This is a genomic window from Mesorhizobium sp. ESP-6-4 (assembly GCF_020164735.1).
Taxonomy (GTDB): Bacteria; Pseudomonadota; Alphaproteobacteria; order Rhizobiales; family Rhizobiaceae; genus Mesorhizobium.
On record NZ_JAIUGS010000012.1, the window covers coordinates 86,110 to 107,382 of the forward strand.

At 64.3% G+C, this 21,273-nt stretch carries 17 protein-coding genes; 10 read left to right on the forward strand and 7 right to left on the reverse strand.

The window, feature by feature from the left end:
- Positions 1 to 100: 100 nt before the first annotated feature.
- Both LB523_RS20665 and LB523_RS20670 read right to left on the reverse strand, forming a co-directional pair.
- A complete protein-coding gene (locus LB523_RS20665; RefSeq protein WP_224529945.1) occupies positions 101 to 601 on the reverse strand; it encodes a helix-turn-helix transcriptional regulator in 501 nt (166 codons plus the stop codon).
- 322 nt (positions 602 to 923) lie between these two features.
- Complete coding sequence (locus LB523_RS20670; protein ID WP_224606461.1) at positions 924 to 2,447, reverse strand: helicase HerA-like C-terminal domain-containing protein; 1,524 nt, start codon at positions 2,445 to 2,447, stop codon at positions 924 to 926.
- A 248-nt stretch (positions 2,448 to 2,695) separates the two neighbouring features.
- Here LB523_RS20670 and LB523_RS20675 point away from each other — a divergent pair, with 248 nt between their 5' ends.
- Positions 2,696 to 4,138 carry a methylmalonyl-CoA mutase subunit beta gene (locus LB523_RS20675; protein WP_224606464.1) on the forward strand — a complete coding sequence of 481 codons (1,443 nt, stop codon included), beginning with the start codon at positions 2,696 to 2,698 and terminating at the stop codon, positions 4,136 to 4,138.
- The gene (scpA, locus tag LB523_RS20680) at positions 4,135 to 6,267 is read left to right on the forward strand and encodes a methylmalonyl-CoA mutase (RefSeq protein ID WP_224606468.1); all 2,133 of its coding nucleotides are present in this window, start codon (positions 4,135 to 4,137) and stop codon (positions 6,265 to 6,267) included. The genes LB523_RS20675 and scpA overlap by 4 nt, the downstream gene beginning before the upstream one ends.
- Before the next feature lie 291 nt (positions 6,268 to 6,558).
- Here the strand turns inward: scpA and greA are convergent, their stop codons facing one another.
- Complete coding sequence (gene greA / locus LB523_RS20685) at positions 6,559 to 7,041, reverse strand: transcription elongation factor GreA (RefSeq protein WP_140845738.1); 483 nt, start codon at positions 7,039 to 7,041, stop codon at positions 6,559 to 6,561.
- Positions 7,042 to 7,147: 106 nt separating this feature from the next.
- Here greA and LB523_RS20690 point away from each other — a divergent pair, with 106 nt between their 5' ends.
- On the forward strand, positions 7,148 to 8,524 hold the full coding sequence (locus LB523_RS20690; protein ID WP_224604781.1) for a TIGR03808 family TAT-translocated repetitive protein: 1,377 nt from the start codon (positions 7,148 to 7,150) through the stop codon (positions 8,522 to 8,524).
- On the opposite strand, the gene LB523_RS20695 is transcribed toward LB523_RS20690, so the two are convergent.
- On the reverse strand, positions 8,521 to 9,333 hold the full coding sequence (locus LB523_RS20695; protein WP_224604794.1) for a class I SAM-dependent methyltransferase: 813 nt from the start codon (positions 9,331 to 9,333) through the stop codon (positions 8,521 to 8,523). The two genes, LB523_RS20690 and LB523_RS20695, sit on opposite strands and share 4 nt — an antisense overlap.
- Before the next feature lie 180 nt (positions 9,334 to 9,513).
- Here LB523_RS20695 and LB523_RS20700 point away from each other — a divergent pair, with 180 nt between their 5' ends.
- Both LB523_RS20700 and LB523_RS20705 read left to right on the forward strand, forming a co-directional pair.
- Complete coding sequence (locus LB523_RS20700; RefSeq protein WP_224604796.1) at positions 9,514 to 9,795, forward strand: DUF1778 domain-containing protein; 282 nt, start codon at positions 9,514 to 9,516, stop codon at positions 9,793 to 9,795.
- The gene (locus LB523_RS20705) at positions 9,795 to 10,274 is read left to right on the forward strand and encodes a GNAT family N-acetyltransferase (protein WP_224606523.1); all 480 of its coding nucleotides are present in this window, start codon (positions 9,795 to 9,797) and stop codon (positions 10,272 to 10,274) included. Before LB523_RS20700 ends, LB523_RS20705 begins: the two co-directional genes overlap by 1 nt.
- Here LB523_RS20705 and LB523_RS20710 read toward each other — a convergent pair.
- Positions 10,267 to 11,271 carry an asparaginase gene (locus LB523_RS20710; protein WP_224606474.1) on the reverse strand — a complete coding sequence of 335 codons (1,005 nt, stop codon included), beginning with the start codon at positions 11,269 to 11,271 and terminating at the stop codon, positions 10,267 to 10,269. The genes LB523_RS20705 and LB523_RS20710 overlap by 8 nt on opposite strands.
- Positions 11,272 to 11,324: 53 nt before the next feature.
- Positions 11,325 to 12,491: an acetyl-CoA acetyltransferase gene (locus LB523_RS20715; RefSeq protein ID WP_140845732.1), complete on the reverse strand. Its 1,167-nt coding sequence runs from the start codon at positions 12,489 to 12,491 to the stop codon at positions 11,325 to 11,327.
- A gap of 187 nt (positions 12,492 to 12,678) precedes the next feature.
- On the opposite strand from LB523_RS20715, the gene betI reads away from it, so the two are divergent.
- From betI to betB, 5 genes are read left to right on the forward strand one after another with little or no spacing between them, the layout of a single operon-like run.
- Positions 12,679 to 13,269 carry a transcriptional regulator BetI gene (betI, locus tag LB523_RS20720; protein ID WP_224606478.1) on the forward strand — a complete coding sequence of 197 codons (591 nt, stop codon included), beginning with the start codon at positions 12,679 to 12,681 and terminating at the stop codon, positions 13,267 to 13,269.
- Positions 13,266 to 14,795: a choline-sulfatase gene (gene betC, locus LB523_RS20725; protein ID WP_224606482.1), complete on the forward strand. Its 1,530-nt coding sequence runs from the start codon at positions 13,266 to 13,268 to the stop codon at positions 14,793 to 14,795. The genes betI and betC overlap by 4 nt, the downstream gene beginning before the upstream one ends.
- On the forward strand, positions 14,795 to 15,796 hold the full coding sequence (locus LB523_RS20730; protein WP_224529978.1) for a threonine/serine dehydratase: 1,002 nt from the start codon (positions 14,795 to 14,797) through the stop codon (positions 15,794 to 15,796). Before betC ends, LB523_RS20730 begins: the two co-directional genes overlap by 1 nt.
- Positions 15,789 to 17,441 carry a choline dehydrogenase gene (gene betA, locus LB523_RS20735; protein ID WP_224606485.1) on the forward strand — a complete coding sequence of 551 codons (1,653 nt, stop codon included), beginning with the start codon at positions 15,789 to 15,791 and terminating at the stop codon, positions 17,439 to 17,441. The genes LB523_RS20730 and betA overlap by 8 nt, the downstream gene beginning before the upstream one ends.
- Positions 17,442 to 17,490: 49 nt before the next feature.
- Entirely contained in the window at positions 17,491 to 18,954 is a 1,464-nt protein-coding gene (gene betB, locus LB523_RS20740; RefSeq protein ID WP_224606488.1) for a betaine-aldehyde dehydrogenase, read from the forward strand.
- Here the strand turns inward: betB and LB523_RS20745 are convergent.
- Positions 18,948 to 21,188, reverse strand: coding sequence for an AGE family epimerase/isomerase (locus LB523_RS20745; RefSeq protein WP_224606491.1), 2,241 nt, complete (start codon positions 21,186 to 21,188; stop codon positions 18,948 to 18,950). The two genes, betB and LB523_RS20745, sit on opposite strands and share 7 nt — an antisense overlap.
- Between the last annotated feature and the right edge of the window lie 85 nt (positions 21,189 to 21,273).

Consider the following 21,273-nt stretch of genomic DNA (forward strand, 5'->3'; position numbering starts at 1 on the left):
GCTGTTTATCTGAAAATATACCGTAGGTCTTCCATGGGTTAACGCAAAATTACTTTAGTAATACCTTTTATAAGCCGATCCATAGATAACTGCGCGGGAATTAGCCCTGCCTGCCGGCCCCCGATTGAACCAGCCTCTCTCGCACCTGCATTGGAGTTACGTCGCGGTATTTCTTCATCGTGGTGGTGAGATGGCTCTGGCTCGAGAAGCCGCTCAGATAGGCGATGTCCGTGATCGACATGCGCCTGTCGGCCAGCAGCTTCTCGGCAAAGTCAAGGCGAAGGGCAAGAACATATTGATGCGGCGTCACGCCGAACGTCTTGGAGAAAGCACGGGCGAAATGGTAAGGCGACAGCCCGCACACAGCGGCCATTTCGGCGAGCGAAAGCTTGCGCGAAAAGTTTTCGCTCAGGAATTGCGCCACGAGGCGAGCGTGGCCGAGCGACAGCCCACCTTTCGCGTTCAGCAGCGGCCGCCTTTCAGGAGGAATTTCCGAATACCAAGCTTGCAGATCGTCATCGCGCCGCAACTTGGACTCCTGATGCTCAGCCCTCCGCAGTCTTGGCCCAACCTTAGCGGGCGCTTTCGGTTCCCTGGCCACAATAATTCGTGATCGCACGTGCTGTCGGCGCTATCCAGTTTGCCCCCCGGCAACAGCACGTCAAAGGCCATGATTTGGCGCGTCCGGTATTTCATGAAATTGCGGTTCTGCTGGGAAAAGTTCCCTTGCGAAAAGTTTTAGCTGCCGCTGATGCGGCTTACCCGTCGGCAGGTAAGATTTGATCGTCGCGAGGTAACGAGGGCAGCTTTCCGGGGCGGCGCATTTCCGCGACGGATTCGCGCGACGGCAAGCGGGTTTCGCCCGACGTCAAAACTTACAGGCGTGATTCGCGTCGCGCTCCGCGCGGTACCGTCTCTTTGCTTCAGCGGCCTCGCGCCAGGCTTCCCAAAATTCCGCGCACGATAGCGCGGCCGACGGACGAGCCGACCGAGCGCACCACCGACTTGATGGCGGCTTCGGCCACGGTCTGGCGGTTGGAAGACCGCCGGTTGCCTGTCCCCAGGACATCGTCGAAGCCCGGAATGGTCCAGCGCGAACCGCCGCTGTTCTGCTGTTGTGCCTGAGCCTCGGCGTCCTGCGCCTCCTTGGCCTTTTTCTGCAGCATTTCGAAGGCCGATTCGCGATCGACGGCCTCGTCGTACTGGCCGGCGACCGGGCTCTCGGCGATGATCTTGCGGCGCTCTTCGGGCGTGATCGGGCCGAGCCGCGATGACGGCGGCCGGATCAGCGTGCGCTGGACCATGGCCGGCACGCCCTTGTCCTCCAGCATCGAGACCAGCGCCTCGCCGGTGGCAAGCTGGGTGATGGCGGTGGCGCAGTCGAAATCGGGATTGGGCCGGAAGGTTTCGGCGGCCGAGCGCACCGCCTGCTGCTCGCGCGGCGTATAGGCGCGCAGCGCATGCTGGACGCGGTTGCCGAGCTGGGCCAGCACCTTTTCCGGAATGTCCAGCGGGTTCTGGGTGACGAAATAGACGCCGACGCCCTTGGAGCGGATCAGCCGCACCACCTGCTCGACGCGGTCGATCAGCACCTTCGGCGCGTCCTCGAACAGAAGATGCGCCTCGTCGAAGAAGAACACCAGCTTTGGCCGGTCGAGATCACCGACCTCGGGCAATTCCTCGAACAGCTCCGACATCAGCCAAAGCAGGAAGGTGGCGTAGAGCCTGGGATTCATCATCAATTTGTCGGCCGCCAGAACGCTGATCGCGCCGCGCCCGTCACGGGTGGTGCGCATGATGTCGGCGATGCGCAGCGCCGGCTCGCCGAAGAAGTTCGCCGCGCCTTGGCTCTCCAGCACGAGCAGCGTGCGCTGGATGGCGCCGACCGACGGCTTGGTGACATTGCCGTAGCGCGCGCTGAGCTGGTCGGCGCGATCGGCCATGTTGGCGAGCAGCGCCTGCAGGTCCTTGAGATCGAGCAGCAGCAGGCCTTCCTCGTCGGCGATGCGGAAGGCGATGTTCATGACGCCCTCCTGCGCTTCCGTGAGGTTCATCAGCCGCGACAAAAGCAGCGGGCCCATCTCGGAAATGGTGGCGCGGATCGGATGGCCCTGCTCCCCGAACAGGTCCCAGAAGATGACCGGCAATTCCTGGAACTGGTAGGGATCGAGCTTTACCTGCTCGGCGCGCTTGACGAGGAAATCCTTGGCCTCGCCCATCATGGCTATGCCGGAAAGGTCGCCCTTGATATCGGCGCAGAAGACAGGCACGCCGGCATTCGAAAAGCCCTCGGCCAGGATCTGCAGGCTGACGGTCTTGCCGGTGCCCGTGGCCCCGGTGACAAGGCCGTGGCGGTTGCCGTAGCGCAGCAGCAGCTCTTCGGCGCGCTGATAAGAATCGTCGGGCTTGCGGCTGGCGCCGATGAAGATGCTGGTCTCGTCAACCATGTCCGGTCTCCGCAATCTGTTCCGCTCAAAGGCCTCACCCGAGGTATAGTAACGCCGGTCGCATGCGGCAATGCCCAGTCTCGATTTTGGGGAGCAGCGAATTTGGCCTTTGGCGCTTGCGGATTCGGTGCATGTTTGGCAATCGATTGGCTGGCCGAGAGAACCCGGCCGGATGATGCATTGTGATATCCGGTTCCTGACCTTAGATTGGCTTGACCGGCTGATGCGACCGAGAAGCGAGGAGAGCGATGGGCGCCGGCGCCTTGACCAGGGATGTCGACCTTCCGAACCCGGACGCCAAGCGTTGGCAGGCGCTGGCGGAAAAGGCGCTTGCCGGCGGTTCCTTCGAGGAAAAGCTCGTCTCCCACACCGATGACGGCATCCGCATCGAGCCGCTCAGCCAACGCTCGACGACCGCCGAGCCGTTGCCGCGTACAAATCCGACCGCGCCCTGGATCGTCAGTCAGCGCGTCGACGACCCGGATGTCGCCCGGGCCAGCGCGCAAGCCCTGGAAGACATCGCCCAAGGTGCCACTGGCCTGTCGCTTGTCTTCGAAGGTGCGCCGAATGCCTTCGGCTACGGCTTGCCGCGCACCGCGGAGGCGCTGGAAAGGGTGCTCGACGGCGTGCCGCTCAACCGCGTTCAGGTGCGCATCGACGCGCACCCCTGGAGTCGCGCCGTGGCCGACTGGCTGCTGGCTTTCCTGAGCCGCCGCCGCTCCGATCCGGCCAAGCTCAACCTTTCCTTCGGCATCGACCCGGCAGCGATCTTCGCCGGAACCGGGCGGCTGCGCACCTCGATCGAGGCGCTGCAGGAATCGATGCCGCAGTCGCTGGCGCATTTCTTCTCGATGGGCGTGCCGGGCGTGCTGCTCGAGGCCGACGGCCGCGTCTTCCACAATGCCGGCGCCACCGAGGCGCAGGAGCTTGGCACGATGATGGCATCGGTCGTGTCCTATCTCAGAATGTTCGACAAGGCGCGCCAGCCGCTGGTCTATGCGGCGCCCTATATCGGCTTCGCGCTCAGCGTGGACCAGGACCAGTTCCTGTCGATGGCCAAGGTGCGGGCGTTGCGCAAGCTCTGGGCGCGCGTCCAGGAAGCCTGCTCTATCCCGGCCTCGACCGCCAGCATCCATGCCGAGACCTCCTATCGCATGATGACGATGGCCGACCCGGAGACCAACATCTTGCGTACGGCGATCGCGGCCTTCGCGGCGGCAACCGGCGGCGCAGATTCGATCTCGATCCTGCCGCATACCATCACGCATGGGCTGCCGGCCGGCTTTGCCCGCCGCGTCGCCCGCAACGCGCAGCTGATCATGGCCGAGGAAAGCCACATCGGCCGTGTCGCCGATCCGGCCTGCGGCTCCGGTTCGGTCGAGGCGCTGACCAACGATCTCTGCGCCGCGGCCTGGGAAGAATTCCAGCGCATCGAGGCCGAGGGCGGCGTGCTCGCCAGCCTGCAGCAGGGCTATATCCAGAACCGAGTGCAGACGGCCGCCGCCAAGCGCAACGGCGCCTACCGATCGGGCGAGCGCGGCATTGTCGGCACGACGCTTTACCGCGCGCCGGTGGAGCGTCCGGTCGAGACGCTGCCGCGGGAACGGCGTCCAGCGCTGACCGAAGGCGTGGCGACCTGCGAGCCGCTGTTTCCGGTGCGCATCGATCAGTCGATCGGAGCCGGATCATGATCCCGGATTTCAGCCAGATCGGCTGGTCGGAGCCGCGTCGCGCGCCGGTCGAGATCAAGGGCCAGCGGATGACGCCGGAAGGCATCGCCGTAAAACATCTCTACACGGAAGGCGACCTCAAGGGGCTTGCCAATCTCGACACCTATCCAGGCCTGCCGCCCTTCATGCGCGGCCCCTACCCGACCATGTATGTCCAGCAGCCCTGGACGATCCGTCAATATGCCGGCTTCTCGACGGCCGAGGAATCCAACGCCTTCTACCGGCGCAACCTTGCGGCCGGCCAGAAAGGCTTGTCGGTCGCCTTCGATCTCGCCACGCATCGCGGCTATGACAGCGACCATCCGCGCGTCGCCGGCGATGTCGGCATGGCGGGCGTGGCGATCGATTCCATCCTCGACATGCGCCAGCTGTTCGACGGCATTCCGCTCAACGAGATGACGGTCTCGATGACCATGAACGGCGCCGTGCTGCCGATCATGGCGCTGTACATCGTGGCGGCGGAGGAACAGGGCGTCGCCCAGAACGATCTCGCCGGGACCATTCAGAACGACATTCTGAAGGAGTTCATGGTCCGCAACACCTACATCTATCCGCCGAAACCTTCGATGCGGATCGTGTCGGACATCTTCGCCTACACCTCCAGGCATATGCCGAAGTTCAACTCGATCTCGATTTCCGGCTACCACATGCAGGAAGCCGGCGCGACGGCCGATCTGGAGCTTGCCTACACCATCGCCGACGGCATCGAATATGCCCGCGCCGGCGTCGCCGCCGGCCTCGACATCGACCGTTTCGCGCCGCGCCTGTCCTTCTTCTGGGCGATCGGCATGAACTTCTTCATGGAGGTCGCCAAGCTCAGGGCCGCAAGGCTGCTGTGGTCGAACCTGATGAAGAAGAATTTTGCGCCAAAGGACGAGCGCTCGCTGTCGCTGCGCACCCATTGCCAGACCTCGGGCTGGTCGCTGACGGCGCAGGATCCCTACAACAACATCACCCGCACGATGATCGAGGCGATGGCGGCGACGCAGGGGCACACCCAGTCGCTGCACACCAATTCCTTCGACGAAGCAATGGCGCTGCCGACCGACCATTCGGCGCGGATCGCGCGCAACACGCAGCTCATCCTGCAGAAGGAATCCGGCACCACGCGCATGATCGATCCTTGGGGCGGCTCGGCCTATGTCGAGCGGCTGACGCATGATCTGGCGGAGCGCGCGCTCGCCCATATCGAGGAGGTGGAAAGCCTCGGCGGCATGGCGGCGGCGATCGAGAAAGGCATCCCGAAGCTGCGCATCGAGGAGGCGGCGGCGCGCACGCAGGCGCGCATCGATTCCGGCGAACAGGTGCTGGTCGGCGTCAACGCGCACCGGCCGCAGACGGATATCGAAGTGGATGTGCTGAAGATCGACAATGCCGAGGTGAAGGCCAGGCAATTGGCGAAGCTGCAGCGGCTGAAAGGCACACGCGACGTCGCGGCGCTGGAGGATGCGCTGGCGGCGCTGACCCGTGCCGCCGAGGGCGACGAGAACCTGCTCGAATTCGCGGTCCGCGCGGCCCGCGCCAACGCTACCGTCGGCGAGATTTCGCTGGCGCTGGAGAAAGTATTCGGCCGCCACACGGCGGCGGTGCAGACGATCTCCGGCGTCTATCGCGAGGCGCTCGGCGACAACCCGGCGCTTGAGCGGCTGCAGGATAAGATCCAGGCGTTCGAAAAGAAATCCGGCAGCAAGCCGCGTATCCTGGTCGCCAAGATGGGCCAGGACGGTCATGACCGCGGCCAGAAGGTGATCGCCAGCGCATTCGCCGATCTGGGCTTCGACGTGACCGTCGGGCCGATGTTCCAGACGCCGGACGAGATCGCGAAGCTCGCGGTGCAGCACGATGTCGACATTATCGGCGCCTCCTCCTTAGCCGCCGGGCACCTGACGCTGATCCCAGAACTCAAGGATGCGCTGAAGAAACTCGGCCATGGCGACATGCTGATCGTCGCCGGCGGCGTCATCCCGCCGCAAGACTACGACGCGGTGCTGGCGGCGGGCGCGGCGGAGATCTTCCCGCCGGGAACCGTCATACCGGAGGCGGCCAACCGGCTGATGGATCGGTTGCTCCGATCAGTGAACGCTTGCTGATTTGGCCAAAAGGTTGTTCTATGGAAATAGATGCAACCATGGCGCGATGATGTTCAGACAGTCATCCACAGGCTTGAGGACGGATCGGGGGCCTTGCTACTGCCACGCGAAATGCTTGACAGCTTGAACCTCCAAGGTCGGCGATGAGCTCCAGATCGTCGAAACCGACGACGGCGTCATTCTAAGGCCAATCCGCCACGACAACTACAAACGGGAAATGAACGCTGCTCGCGATGTCGTGGACAAATACGAAGCTGGGTTGTTACAGCAGCTGGCAATTAGGCTTGGCTGCTAGTTCTCGACCTTGTCCGAGAGCTTGACGATTTCCCATTCCTTGCCGTTGACGGTCACGACCTCGCCGATCTTCTTGCCGAACAGAGCCACGGCCATCGGCGAGACATGGGAAATGCTGCCCTTCGACGGATTGGCCTCGTCCTCGCCGACGATGCGCCAATGCACCTTCCTGCCGTCATCGCCTTCCAGGGTGACACCCATGCCGAAGCGCACCACATCGCTGCCCGGCTCCGGCACGGAAAGCTCCGCGCTTTCGCGCCGCGCGGTCCAGTAGCGCAGGTCGCGCGATACGACAGCGAGGCGCTCGCGGTCGCCGCGCCTTTCAGCCTTGGCCATCAAGTCGCGCAGCTCGGCGAGATTGTCCTCGATCATCGCCAGGCCGCGCTCCGTCACCAGGTTGCGGTGCGTGCTGACCGGCCGTTCGCCGACGCCGGCAATGGCGTTCTCGCTGTCTTCTTCGCGCGTGAAAGCTCTGCTCATGCGGTGAACTTAGGCTTGGCGAGGCGACTGCACAAGCGGTTTGCCGATGAGCCCGCCTTGGCACGATTCCTGCGACAGACAGGGCGAAACGCCAGGACCTGTGCCGATGTTGAACAGACGAACGCTGCTTGCCCGGACCGCCGGCTTCGCCGTTGCCGGCGTCTTTGCCGGCAAGGCATCGGCCAAGTCGCTGCCGGGCATCGAGATGGCCGCGATGCGCGGCTCGATCAACGCCACGGAGATCGGCGTGCAGCCGGGCGCGGTCGACGACCAGAGCAAGGTTTTTGCCAGGATGCTGGCCGAGGCCAGCGACCGCGACCAGCCGGTATTCCTGCCGCCGGGCAGCTATCTCGTCTCAAACCTGAAGCTGCCCGAGCGCGTGCGCCTGTCGGGTGTGCCAGGCGCGACGCGCATCGTCTATGGCGGCAACGGCCATCTGATGATGGCCGAACAAGCCGAGCATATCGAGCTCAGCGGGCTGGTGCTCGACGGCGCCAACCGCTGGCTAGCCGACTACACGCAGGGGCTGCTCGACTTGCGCCGTGTCGCCCATCTCGTCATCGACAATTGCCAGGTGACCGGCAGCGGCAAGAACGGGCTGGCGCTCGAGCATGCCGTCGGTCGCGTCGGTCGCTCGGATATTTCGGGTGCTGCAGATGCCGGCATCTATTCAGTCGAGGCCGGCGGGCTGGAGATTTCGGGCAATAACATTTCGGACTGCGCTAATGGCGGCATACTGGTGCATCGCTGGCAGGCTGCGGAAGACGGCACCATCGTCAGCGGCAACCGAGTGCAGAGGATCGGCGCGCGCAGCGGCGGCACCGGGCAGAACGGCAACGGCATCAATGCCTTCCGCGCCGACAACGTCATCATCTCCGGCAACGTCGTCTCCGACTGTGCTTTCACCGCGATCCGCGCCAACAGCTCAAGCAATTTGCAGATCACCGGCAACACCTGCTCGCGCTCGGGCGAAACCGGGATCTATTCGGAATTCTCCTTCGAAGGCGCAATCATCAGCAACAATCTGGTCGACGGCGCCGCCAACGGCATCTCGATCGTCAATTTCAACGAAGGCGGGCGGATGGCCGTCTGCTCGAACAATATCGTGCGCAACCTCTCGACCATCGGCCCCTACACCGCCGATCCGCCCGGCTTCGGCGTCGGCATCAGCGCCGAGGCCGACACGACGGTGTCCGGCAACGTCGTCGAGAACGCGCCGCTCTATGGCATGCAGCTCGGCTGGGGTCCTTATCTGCGCAATGTCGTGGCGACAGGCAACATCATCCGCAAGGCGGGCACCGGCATCGTCGCTTCGGTCGTCGAAGGTTCAGGCAGCGCCGTTATCTCGGACAATGTCATCGACGGCGCGAAAAACGGCGCCATTGTCGGCCAGCGCTGGGCCGATCCAGTGACCGGGGACCTCACGCAGTCAACCGATACGGGCTACGCGCATCTCACCGTGGAGCGCAACAAGGTGAGTTAGGCCACGGCCACGATGATATGCGCCTGGATCTTGGCGGCAATTTCGCCGCTACCATGTCTGTCGGCTATTGCGGCTTCGGCGTAGTCAGTTGCCGACTCCAATCTTCCGGCCTCCCTGGCCTCGATCTCATTGCGAAGCACGGTGCCCTGACAGTAGGCGATGGCGGGAACGCGTGGCGAGGATGCGCGGCTCTGCTCGGCCCTGGTGTCGATCGTCACATCGGAGAATCCCGCGGCTTCGAGGTCGCTGCGGATCAGGTCCTTGTCGTGGTAACCATGCGGCGTGCGCGCCAGGAAGCGCGGCGGATCATGCGGAAATATCCTGGCGAGAGCATTCGTCACGTCATCGGCGAATATATTCTCCTCGATGCGATCCCAAACGCTGAAGAGGAAATGTCCGCCGGGCTTCAGCACACGCTTTGCCTCGCGATAGGCAGCGGAACGGTCGGGAAAGAACATGGCGCCGAACTGACAACAGACGAGGTCGAAGGCCGCATCCTCGAAAGGCAGCTTCAGGGCATCTGCCTGGCGCCAGGTAATGCGGCTGTCAGGCCCCTGGCGCGAAGCCGCATAATCGAGCATCGGCTGATTGAGGTCGGTTACGATGTAGCTGGCACCAGGAGAGAGTTTCGGCGCCAAGGCACGGGTGACGGCTCCGGTGCCCGCGGCGGTCTCCAAAACGGCCAAGGGTGAGAAAGACGCCGCCCGCCGCGCGGTCTCCGCGGCATAGGCCTCGAAAATCAGCGGCACCATATGACGATCGTAATTTTCCGGGATCGACCCGGCAAACACCTTGTCCGATTCCAGCATAGCCAGCGCCCAGCATCGATTGATGGTTAGGGAGACTAGCAGAAACATGAACTCGCTGCTGTTCGGTTTTGCGTAGAACCGGCGCAGTCCAGGTCGCCAGCAATGAAATTGGCAATCTCAGATTTAGATACACATTGTGTATGCAAAAATGCTATATCGGTGATGGAAGGATACTTCGCCATGGTCACCAAAAACCAGGACACTCACGCCAAGCCCGTCAATCTGCGCATCCGCGAGGATATTCGCATCCTGATCGACCGCGCCGCGAAGATACGGGGGAAGACCCGCTCCGACTTCATGATCGACGCTGCCTACCGCGCAGCCGAAGACACGCTGCTCGACCAGACGCTCGTCAAGGTCGATGCCGAAAGCTATCGACACTATCTCGATATCCTCGACCAGCCGCCGAGCGGCGAGGGATTCGCCCGCCTGATGAATGCGCCCAAGCCTTGGCAGGACTGATGCTTTCGGCGCCAGCTCTTTTAGCCGATGCGCACGAGCTCGACCTTTTTCAAAGCGGGACCGACAGCCTGGATCAATGGCTTCGACGGCGGGCGCGCGCCAATCAAGTCGGCGGTGCGTCCAGAACCTACGTGATTGCGGAAGGTACGCGCGTCGTCGGTTACTACTGCCTTTCATCGGGCGGACTTGACCTGGCGGATGCGCCCGGTTCGATCCGGCGCAATATGCCCGATCCCGTGCCCATGGCTGTGCTTGGCCGTTTGGCTGTCGATGCGAACTGGCAAGGCAAGGGTCTGGGTGTTGCTCTGCTGCAGGACGCGGTGCTGCGGACGGGCCAAGCGGCAGCCATTCTCGGCATTCGCGGTCTCCTGGTTCATGCCATATCGGATGGAGCCAAAACGTTTTATGAGCGCTATGGCTTCCAGGCTTCCCCAAAAAATCCGATGACTTTGGTGCTGTCGCTGAAGACAGCTAGTTGAGCGCCGCCGTCGGCCGCAGCAAGCCGACCTTGGCGCCGACGCGGCTTTCGACCGGAGGATCGGCAAGCTCGGTGAGCTTTGCCGCAACCGCCTCATCGTCGCGGAGCAACTTCGCCAGTACTGCGGCGATCATCACTTCGGCCCCCCTGCCCGCGCCGTCATCGCATTTCAAGGCAATGCCGAGGCCAAGTTCGGGCAATGCCGCGCAATAGACGCCTTCGGCGCCGGTCTTGACGAAGATGCGACCGGGTGCTGCCTGCATCAGCGCGACGTCGGCCCTGCCGGTGCCCGCGACCAGGAACGGCTCGGCCATGCAGGCCGAAAGCAGCCGCTTCGCCGCCTTGGCGCGCGCGGGCGCAAGGCCCCTGCCCGTCGCCATACGGGCAAAGCCCTGAGCAAAATTCTTCAACGGCACGGCGTAGGTCGGGATCGAGCAGCCGTCGATACCGCAATGGTCGACGTCATGCGCCGCGCCGGTCACGGACTGCATGGCGTCGCGCACCATCTCCTGCAGCGCATGGCCGGCTTTGACATAGCCGGCGTGGGAAATGCCGGCATGCACGCAGGTGCAGAGGAAACCGGAATGCTTGCCGGAGCAGTTGTTGTGCAAGGCGTTCGGCACGTTGCCGGCGCGAGCGAGCGCGATGGTGGCGTCGTGGCTCGAGGGCCAGTGCGCACCGCATTCCAGCGCCGTCCTGTCGAGGCCTGCCCTGGCGAGCATCGCGTTGGCCAATTCGACATGGGCCGGCTCGCCCGAATGCGAGGCGCAGGCCAGCGCCAGCTCGCGGTTGCCGAAGCCGTAGGCATCGGCGGCACCCGATTCCACCAGCGGCAACGCCTGGATTGCTTTTACCGCCGAGCGCGGGAACACGGGGCGGTCCGTGTCGCCGATTTCCCAGACGGGCTTGCCGTCGGCGTCGAAGACGGAGACCGCGCCACGGTGCGCGCTTTCGACCACAGCGCCGCGCGTGACCTCGACCAGAACCGGATTTGTCATGTTGCCTCCCGCACGCGCCGCCCAAGGAGGGCGCGCTTTGATGCGGGCCGCTTCTACCTGATCCGGTCGAGGATGGAAACGTAGTTGGCGACCGCCGCGCCACCCATGTTGAAGATGCCGCCGAGTTTTGCGCCCGGCACCTGGATGCCGCCGGCTTCGCCGGTGAGCTGCATGGCTGTCAGCACATGCATCGAGACACCGGTAGCGCCGATCGGGTGGCCCTTGGCCTTCAGGCCGCCGGACGGGTTGACCGGCAGCCGACCGTCCTTTGCGGTCGTGCCATCCAGCGCCAGCCTGGCGCCCTCGCCTGGCTTGGCGAGCCCCATCGCTTCGTATTCGATCAGCTCGGCGATGGTGAAGCAGTCATGCGTCTCGACGAAGGAGAGGTCGTCGAGCGTCACGCCGGCCTTCTTCAGCGCCTGCTCCCAGGCGCGCTCGCAACCCTCGAAGGAGAGGATGTCGCGCTTCGACATCGGGAGGAAGTCCTGCACATGCTCGTTGGCGCGGAAAGTCACGGCGCGGCGCATCTTCAGCGCCGTCGCCGTGTCGGTGAGAACGAGCGCCGCGGCGCCGTCGGAGACCAGCGAGCAATCGGTGCGCTTCAGCGGACCGGCGACGAACGGGTTCTTCTCGCTTTCCTGGCGGCAGAACTCATAGCCGAAATCCTTGCGCATCTGGGCGTAGGGATTGTCGACGCCATTCTTGTGGTTCTTGGCGGCGATCATGGCCAGCGCGTCCGATTGGTCGCCATAGCGCTGAAAATAGGCCTGCGCGATCTTGCCGAAGACGCCGGCAAAGCCTGCCGGCGTGTCGCCATCTTCCGGCAGGTAGGAGGCCTTGAGCAGGTTCTTGCCGATCTCGGGTCCGGGCGTGGTCGTCATCTGCTCGGCGCCGACCACCAGCACGACACGGGCGGCGTTGGCGTCGATGGCGCGGATGCCTTGACGGACGGCGGCCGAGCCAGTGGCGCAGGCGTTCTCGACGCGCGTCGCCGGCTTGAAGCGCAGCCGGTCATCGGCCTGGAGCACGAGGCTCGCGGTGAAATCCTGCGGCGAGAAGCCGGCGTTGAAATGGCCAAGCACGATCTCGTCGACATCGTCCGGACCGATGCCGGCGTGGTCGAGCGCTTCGACGGCGACCTTGGTGATCAGGCCCTCCAGCGTCTCGCCTTCGAGCTTGCCAAAGCGCGAATGCGCCCAGCCGACGATGCATGCGGTCATAGCAGCCTCCATTTGCGCCGCAGCCTAGCACGATCGCGCGCGGCACGTGATTCAATATTGTTCAATAATGAACCGTTTCCAGCCCCAGGGCATGGGCCAGATCGAAATGAAAGGTTGATCCCATGTCGATTTTTTATTGATTGATCCGTCAATAAAAAATAATCTAACCGCAGAACCGGATCCCAAAATGCCGAAAATCGGAATGGAGCCAGTGCGCCGCAAGGCGCTGATCGACGCGACGATCTCGGCGATCGGCGAGCGCGGATCGCTGGACGTGACAATGTCGGAGATCGCCGGCCGCGCCGGTGTCTCGTCGGCGCTGGCGCATCACTATTTCGGCGCCAAGGACGAACTGCTCTTCGCAACGATGCGGCACATCCTGGCCGAGCTCAACACCGACACCAGACGCGCGTTCGGCCTTGCCGTGACGCCGCGCCAGCGCGTCTCGGCCGTCGTCGCCGTCAGCTTTTCCGACGACCAGTTCCAGCCTCAGATTATCGCCGCCTGGCTCGCCTTCTATGTCGAGGCACAGAAATCGATGGAGCTGCGGCGGCTGCTGCGCATCTATGCGCGGCGGCTCAATTCGAACCTGATGAGCGGGCTGACCGGCATCCTGCCTCGGACCGAGGCCGACCGCGTGGCGGAAGCGACCGCGGCACTGATCGACGGGCTCTACATCCGCCGCGCGCTGAAGGACGGCGTGCCCGACGCGCAGACCGCGATCGCACTCGTGGAAGACTATCTCGAAACCAAGCTCAACGGACGGAGCCTGCCTTGACCACCCGGCGACCCAATTTCCTGATCGTCATGGTCGATCAGCTCAACGGCACGTTCTTTCCAGACGGCCCGGCGGACTTCCTGCATGCCCCGCACCTGAAGGCGCTTGCCGCGCGCTCGGCGCGCTTTGCCAACAATTACACTGCCTCGCCGCTCTGCGCGCCTGGCCGCGCTTCGTTCATGAGCGGGCAATTGCCGTCGCGCACCGGGGTCTATGACAACGCCGCCGAGTTCACGTCTTCCATTCCGACCTTCGCCCACCATCTGCGCGCCGCCGGCTATTATACCTGCCTGTCCGGCAAGATGCACTTCGTCGGGCCCGACCAGTTGCACGGTTTCGAGGAGCGGCTGACCACCGACATCTATCCCGCCGATTTCGGTTGGACGCCGGACTACCGCAAGCCCGGCGAGCGGATCGACTGGTGGTATCACAATCTGGGTTCGGTCACCGGCGCCGGCGTCGCCGAGATCACCAATCAGATGGAGTATGACGACGAGGTCGTGTTCCTGGCCACGCAAAAACTCTATCAGCTGTCGCGCGAGCAGGACGATGCGGGTCACCGCCCCTGGTGCCTTACCGTTTCGCTGTCACATCCGCACGACCCCTATGTGGCGCGCAAGCAATATTGGGATCTCTACGAGAACTGCCAGGCGCTCGATCCTGAAACGCCGTTCATCCCGCATGACGAGCAGGATACGCATTCGCAACGGCTCTATCGCGCCAGCGACTATCAGGCCTTCGAGATCACGCCGGAACAGGTGCGCCGCTCGCGGCGCGGCTATTTCGCCAACATTTCCTATGTCGACGACAAGCTGGGCGAGATTCTGGACGTCCTCAAGCGTACCCGCATGCTCGACGACACCACCGTCCTGTTCTGCTCGGACCACGGCGACATGCTGGGCGAGCGCGGCCTGTGGTTCAAGATGAGCTTTTTCGAGGGATCTGCCCGCGTGCCGCTGATGATTGCCGGCAAGGGCGTTCCGGCCGGGCCGATCAAGGCACCGGTTTCCAATCTCGACGTGACGCCGACGCTCTGCGACCTCGCCGGCATCGACATCGCCGCGATCGAACCGTGGACCGACGGCCAGTCGCTGCTGCCGCTGCTCGACGGCAAGGCGCGAAGCGGGCCGGTGCTGATGGAGTATGCGGCCGAAGGCTCCTACGCGCCGCTGGTCGCGATGCGCGACGGCAAATACAAATTCGTCCATTGCGAGCTCGACGCGCCGCAACTGTTCGATCTCGATACCGATCCGCTCGAGCGTGACAACCTCGCCGAGGATCCGGCGAACGCAGCCCTGGTGGCGATGTTCATGGACAAGGTCAGGGCCCGCTGGGACATGGCTGCCTTCGACGCCGCCGTGCGCGAAAGCCAGGCGCGCCGCTGGGTTGTCTATCCGGCGTTGCGCAACGGCGCCTACTACCCGTGGGATTTCCAGCCGCTGCAGAAGGCGTCGGAACGCTACATGCGCAATCACATGAACCTCGACAATCTCGAAGAGAGCAAACGCTATCCGAGAGGCGAATAATGGCTGACGTTCTCGTTCCCACCCTCGACCATCTGAAACAGGCCTATGCCATCACCTCGACGGCCACGCAGGTGACGCCGCTGCTGGAGTCGGTTGCGCTAGCAAAAGAGACAGGTGCAGCGCGGATCTTCGTCAAGCCGGAGTCGCTGCAATGGGCCGGCTCCTTCAAGGTGCGCGGCGCCTATTGGCGGTTGAACCGGCTTTCGCCGGATGAAGCGAAAAAGGGGGTCGTCGCCTATTCCTCTGGCAATTTCGCGCAAGGGCTGGCGGCGGCCGGCCAGGCGCTGGGCATTCCCGTCACCATCGTCATGCCGATCGACGCGCCCGCCGCCAAGCGCGACGCGACCGCCGGTTATGGCGCGCGCGTGGTGCTGACCGACCATGGCGAGCGCGCCCGCGAGGAAGTTGCGGCTGCAAAAGCGCGCGAGATCGCCGAGAGCGAGCACCTCACCTTGCTGCATCCCTTCGACGATCCTGAGATCGTGGCCGGCCAGGCCGGCGCGGGACTTGAAGCGCTCGACCAGCTGGCAATGAAGAAGGCGCATGCCGATCTGGTGTTCTGCTCGGTCGGCGGCGGCGGACTGATCGGCGGTGTTTCGCTGGCCTTCCACTATCTGTCGCCCAAGACCGAGATCATCGCCGTCGAGCCGGAAGGTTTCAACGGCATGGGCTCGTCGCTGGCGCATGGCGCGATCGAGACCATGCCGATCGGGCCGAAATCGATCTGCGACGGGCTGATGGCGCGCAAGCCCGGCGACGCGCCCTTCGCGGCGGTGAGCGCTGCCGGGGTGCGCGGTGTCACCGTCGACGACGCCTCGGTGCGGCGGGCGATGAAGATCGCGTTCGAGCGGATGAAGCTGGTGCTCGAACCTTCGGGCGCGGCATCGCTCGCAGCGCTGCTCGGCGGCAAGGTGGATGTGAAGGACAAGACCGTCCTTGTGGTTGCAACCGGCGGCAATGTCTCGCTCGCCGACTTTATGGCGCACATGAACAATGCTTGAAGCGGATTTCGTCATCATCGGCTCCGGCTCCGCCGGCTCGGCCATGGCCTACCGGCTGTCGGAAGACGGCAAGCACTCGGTGATCGTCATCGAGTTCGGCGGCACCGATATGGGGCCGCTGATCCAGATGCCATCGGCGCTGTCGATCCCGCTCAATATGAGCCTTTACGACTGGGGTTTCGCCAGCGAGCCGGAGCCGCATCTCGGCGGGCGCGTGCTTGCCACCCCACGCGGCAAGGTGCTCGGCGGCTCGTCCTCGATCAACGGCATGGTCTATGTGCGCGGACATGCGCATGACTTCGACCACTGGGCCGAACAGGGCGCCGCAGGCTGGGCGTTCGCCGACGTGCTTCCCTATTTCAAGCGCATGGAGGATTGCGACGGCGGCGAGGACGGCTGGCGAGGCAAAGGCGGACCATTGCATGTGCAGCGCGGCACTCGGAAAAATCCGCTCTACGGCGCCTTCGTTGAGGCGGGCCGCCAGGCCGGGTTCGAGCTCACCGACGACTATAACGGCTCCAAGCAGGAAGGTTTCGGGCCGATGGAACAGACCATTCTGGGCGGCCGCCGCTGGTCGGCGGCGAACGCCTATCTCAAGCCGGCTCTCAGACGCGGAAATGCCAGGCTGCTCAAGGGTTTCGCCCGGCGCGTGGTAATCGAGAATCAACGCGCGATCGGCGTCGAGATCGAAGCTGACAAAAAGATTCAGGTCGTTAAGGCGCGCCGTGAGGTGATCGTCGCGGCGTCGTCGATCAATTCGCCGAAGATCCTGATGCTGTCAGGCATCGGCCCGGGTGCGCATCTCCAGGAAAACGGCATCCAGGTGGTTGCCGACCGGCCGGGCGTCGGCGCCAATCTGCAGGACCACCTGGAGCTTTATATCCAGCAGGAATCGACCAAGCCGATCACGCTGAACTCGGTGCTCAATCCCTTCTCCAAGGCGCTGATCGGCGCGCAATGGCTGTTCTTCAAGACCGGCCTTGGCGCCACCAATCATTTCGAGGCGGCAGCCTTCGTGCGTTCGCAGGCCGGCATCGACTATCCCGATATCCAGTACCACTTCATCCCGGCGGCCGTGCGCTATGACGGCAAGTCGGCGGCGAAGTCGCACGGCTTCCAGGCGCATGTCGGCCCGATGCGCTCGAAGTCCCGCGGCTCGGTGAGCTTGCGCTCGCCCGATCCGAAGGCCAAGCCGGTGATCCGCTTCAACTATATGTCGCATCCGGACGACTGGAGCGAGTTCCGCCACTGCATCCGGCTTACGCGCGAGATTTTCGGCCAGAAAGCCTTCGATGGCTTTCGCGGCAAAGAGATTTCACCGGGCAGCCATGTGCAGTCGGACGACGAGCTCGACGCCTTCATCCGCGACCATGCCGAGAGCGCCTACCATCCTTGCGGCACCTGCAGGATGGGCCGCGCCGACGACCTGACCAGTGTCGTCGATCCGGAATGCCGGGTGATCGGCGTCGAGGGGCTGCGCGTCGCCGACTCCTCGATCTTCCCGCGGGTGACCAACGGCAACCTCAACGCGCCCTCGATCATGACCGGCGAGAAGGCGTCCGACCACATCCTTGGCCGAACGCCGCTGGCGCCATCCAACCAGGAACCGTGGATCAATCCGCGCTGGCAGGTGGCGGACCGATAGGGCATTGTCGGGCAGACCGCCCGATCGGCCAACAGTTCTGGAGAAAGCCATGCGCGCCCAACCGACGGCATCGCACTACGTCAACGGCCGCTACATCGAGGACGAAGGCGGTGCGCCGCTGCCGGTGATCTATCCGGCGACGGGCGAGACCATCGCAACGCTGCATTCGGCAACGCCGAACGTTCTGGAGCTCGCCATCGAGGCCGCGCGCGCCGCGCAGCCGGCCTGGGCGCGGCTGAAGCCGGTCGAGCGCGGACGCATCCTGCGCCGCGCAGCCGACATCCTGCGCGCGCGCAATGCCGATCTTGCCCGGATAGAGACGCTCGACACCGGCAAGGCGATCCAGGAGACGCTGGTGGCCGACGCCCCTTCGGCCGCCGACTGCCTGGAATATTTCGCCGGAGCGGTCGCCGCCTTCAATGGCGAGATGATCGATCTCGGCGGACCCTTCGCCTACACGCGACGCGAGCCGCTCGGCGTTTGCGTCGGCATCGGCGCCTGGAACTATCCCGTCCAGATTGCCGGCTGGAAGTCGGCGCCGGCTTTGGCCATGGGCAATGCCATGGTGTTCAAGCCGTCGGAGAACACGCCGCTTTCGGCTCTGGCGCTGGCCGAAATATACAGCGAAGCGGGGCTGCCCGACGGATTGTTCAACGTCGTGCAGGGTTACGGCGATGTCGGCGCAGGTCTCGTCGGCCATGATGTCGTGGCAAAAGTTTCGGTGACCGGCTCGGTGCCGACCGGCCGCAAGGTGCTGTCGCTTGCCGGCTCGAAAATGAAGCACGCGACGATGGAGCTCGGCGGCAAGTCGCCGCTGATCATCTTCGACGACGCCGATCTCGAGAACGCCATCGGCGGCGCCATGCTCGGCAACTTTTATTCCACCGGCCAGATCTGCTCGAACGGCACGCGCGTCTTCGTGCAGAAGGGCCTGCACGACCGCTTCGTCGAGCGGCTTGTCGAGCGCACCAAGAAAATCCGCATCGGCGACCCGCTCGATCCGGAAACGCAGATGGGTCCGCTGGTTAGCAAGGCGCAGCAGGACAAGGTCGTGTCCTATATCGAAGCCGGCAAGCAGGATGGCGCCAGCCTAGCCTGCGGCGGCAATTTGCCGTCGCTGCAGGGTTTCGAAGGTGGTTTTTTCATCGAGCCTACGGTGTTCACCAATGTCGCCGACACCATGCGGATCGCGCGCGAGGAGATTTTCGGACCGGTGATGAGCGTGCTCAAATTCGACAGCGAGGACGAGGTGATCGAGCGCGCCAACGACACCGAATTCGGGCTGGCGGCGGGCGTGTTCACGCGCGACCTGCCGCGCGCGCATCGCGTCATCGCCGAATTGCAGGCCGGCACCTGCTGGATCAATGCCTACAATCTCACGCCGGTGGAAATGCCCTTCGGCGGCGTCAAGCAATCCGGGATCGGCCGCGAGAATTCGCTGGCCGCGCTGGCGCATTATTCACAGCTGAAGGCGGTTTATGTCGAGACGGGGGACGTGGCAGCGCCCTACTGAGACTTCTCCGCCGTTCCATCCAGATACTGCGTCAGCGCACAGACTAGGTGGTAGAAGATGCTGGCCGGCACGTCGGTCGCCAGCGAACGGCCACGCTCGTCGATGCGGTCGATCCACAGGCCGAGCGGCGCCGGATCTATGTGCCAGCGGAACAGGCGGCCGACGCGCGCCTCGATCTCGGGCTTGAGGTCCGGTCCGCCCGAGCCGTCCAGCGCGATTGCCGCTTTGATCGCCTCGGCCTGCGGCCAGCTTCGCGAGACCGTGTCGAGCGGCAGTCCCTGGCGCGAGACGGCGCCATAGGCGAGGCCGGTGGCGCGGTTGAGGCCGTTGGCAACGGCCGAGGCATAGAGCTTGCGCGCAAAAGCGGTGAGTTCGCCCTGGCCGCTGCGAGCGGCGAAATCGACCAGCAGCGAGGCCCATTCGAAGTGATGGCCAGGCTCGGTCCAGCTCCGCTTCTCGCCCGCCGCCGGCTTCCAGCCGTCGTCGAAATATTCACCCAGTGTCCAGCTTTCGGCATCGAAGAAATGGCTGCGGAAAAGATCGATGATGCGTGCCGCGCGGCGCAGATAGGCGCGCTCGCCCGTCGCCTTGTGCCAGGCGAGGAAGGCCTCGAGCAGATGCATGTGCGGATTGGAGCGCCGTTCCTCCGCGCCGTCGGAGGTTTCCAGAAAGCCGGTCAGGCGGTCATCCTCCAGATGCGCGTCGAGGAAGGCGAATGTCTCCTCTGCGAGCCGCAACGCGTCGGGATGGCCCGACATATGGGCGTGGGCGAGCGCCAGAAGCACGCAGGAATGGTCGTAGGCATCCTCGACCGGATCGGCGACCGAGCCGTCGATGTTGAGCGTGCGCACCCAGCCGCCGCGATCGGTGCGGCCCTGCCCCGCCATGAAGCCGATGCCGTGCGCGATCAGCCGGTCGGCCGGGCCCTCCCAGCCGCGCTCCTTGGCGACCGCGAAAGCATAGACCTGACGCGCCTGGGTGCGCATGCGCTTGGGTTTCATCAGCGGCGCGGCGTCGAAGCCCAGCGCCTCGTGGAAGCCGCCATGGCGTTCGTCGACGCCGAGCGTCGACCATAGCGGCAGCGTCTCCTCGAACAGCCAGTGGCGCACGCGGCGCCGCCAGGCGCCGCTCTCGATGACGCGGTCATGCGCCGGCGTGAACCTTGTTTCGAGCCGGCCGGATTTCTCCAGTTGCTCGACGATCTTCTTGACGTGCTGGCTGTGGCTGACCGGCGCGACGAACGTCGCATCGGCCGTGGAGACGATCGCCACGTCCTTCATGCCGATGGCCGACAGCAGCCGACCCTCGCTGCGGATATAGGAATTCTCGCAATCGATGGCGACGACGTCTCCAACGATGACGTTGCCGCCCTTGTCGGACGGGCCGACATCGAGCAGCGACTGCCAGGAGCCGAGATCGTTCCACCGGAAGCCGGCGGGCACCATGGCGATGTCTTTCGCGCGTTCTATGATGGCGTAATCGATCGAGGTCGACGGGATGGCGGAATAGAGTTCCAGCGGCATATAGAGGCCGGACAGATCGCTGGTCGCAGCCTCGTAGGCGGCCTCCGTCGCCTGCCATATTTTCGGCTCATAGGCCGCGAAGGCGTCGCGCATGGCGCCGGCGCGAAACAGGAAGATGCCGGTGTTCCAGTAGAAGCTGCCGGCGTCGACATAGGCTTGCGCGGTGGCGAGATCCGGCTTCTCGACGAAGCGCGAGACGTCGAAGACACCGTCCTGGCCTGCCCCGACCTCGATATAGCCATAGCCGGTCTCGGGCTGTGTCGGTTTCAGGCCGAACACCACGAGCCGGCCGGCATTTGCCGCGGCAGCGCCCGCCTCGATGCTTTGCCAGAACTGGCCAGGCGTCGAGATCTCGTGATCCGATGGCACCACCAGCACCAGCTCGTCGCCATATTCGGAGAGCGTGCGCAGGCTGGCCAGCGCCACGGCGGCGGCCGTGTTGCGGCCCGTCGGCTCGAACAGCGGTCCGCCGCCGGCCAGATCGATGCCGGCAAGGTCGGCATGGACGCGGTCGGCGTGACGCTCCGAGGCGATCAGGAAAATCGGCGTCTCGCCTTGCGTGCGCGCCGCCAGCCGGCGCACGGTCTTGGCCAGCATCGAGCCATCGCCGGAGAAGTCGTGGAACTGCTTGGGGTTGTCCTCGCGCGATAGCGGCCACAGCCGCGACCCGACGCCGCCGCTCATGACGAAACTGACGATGCGCTGGCTCATGAACGACCCTGTCAAAAGTCCGGCTCCCATGGGTCGGACTTACGACAAAAGCCTTTAAGCCCACCTTTACCTCACAACCAAATGG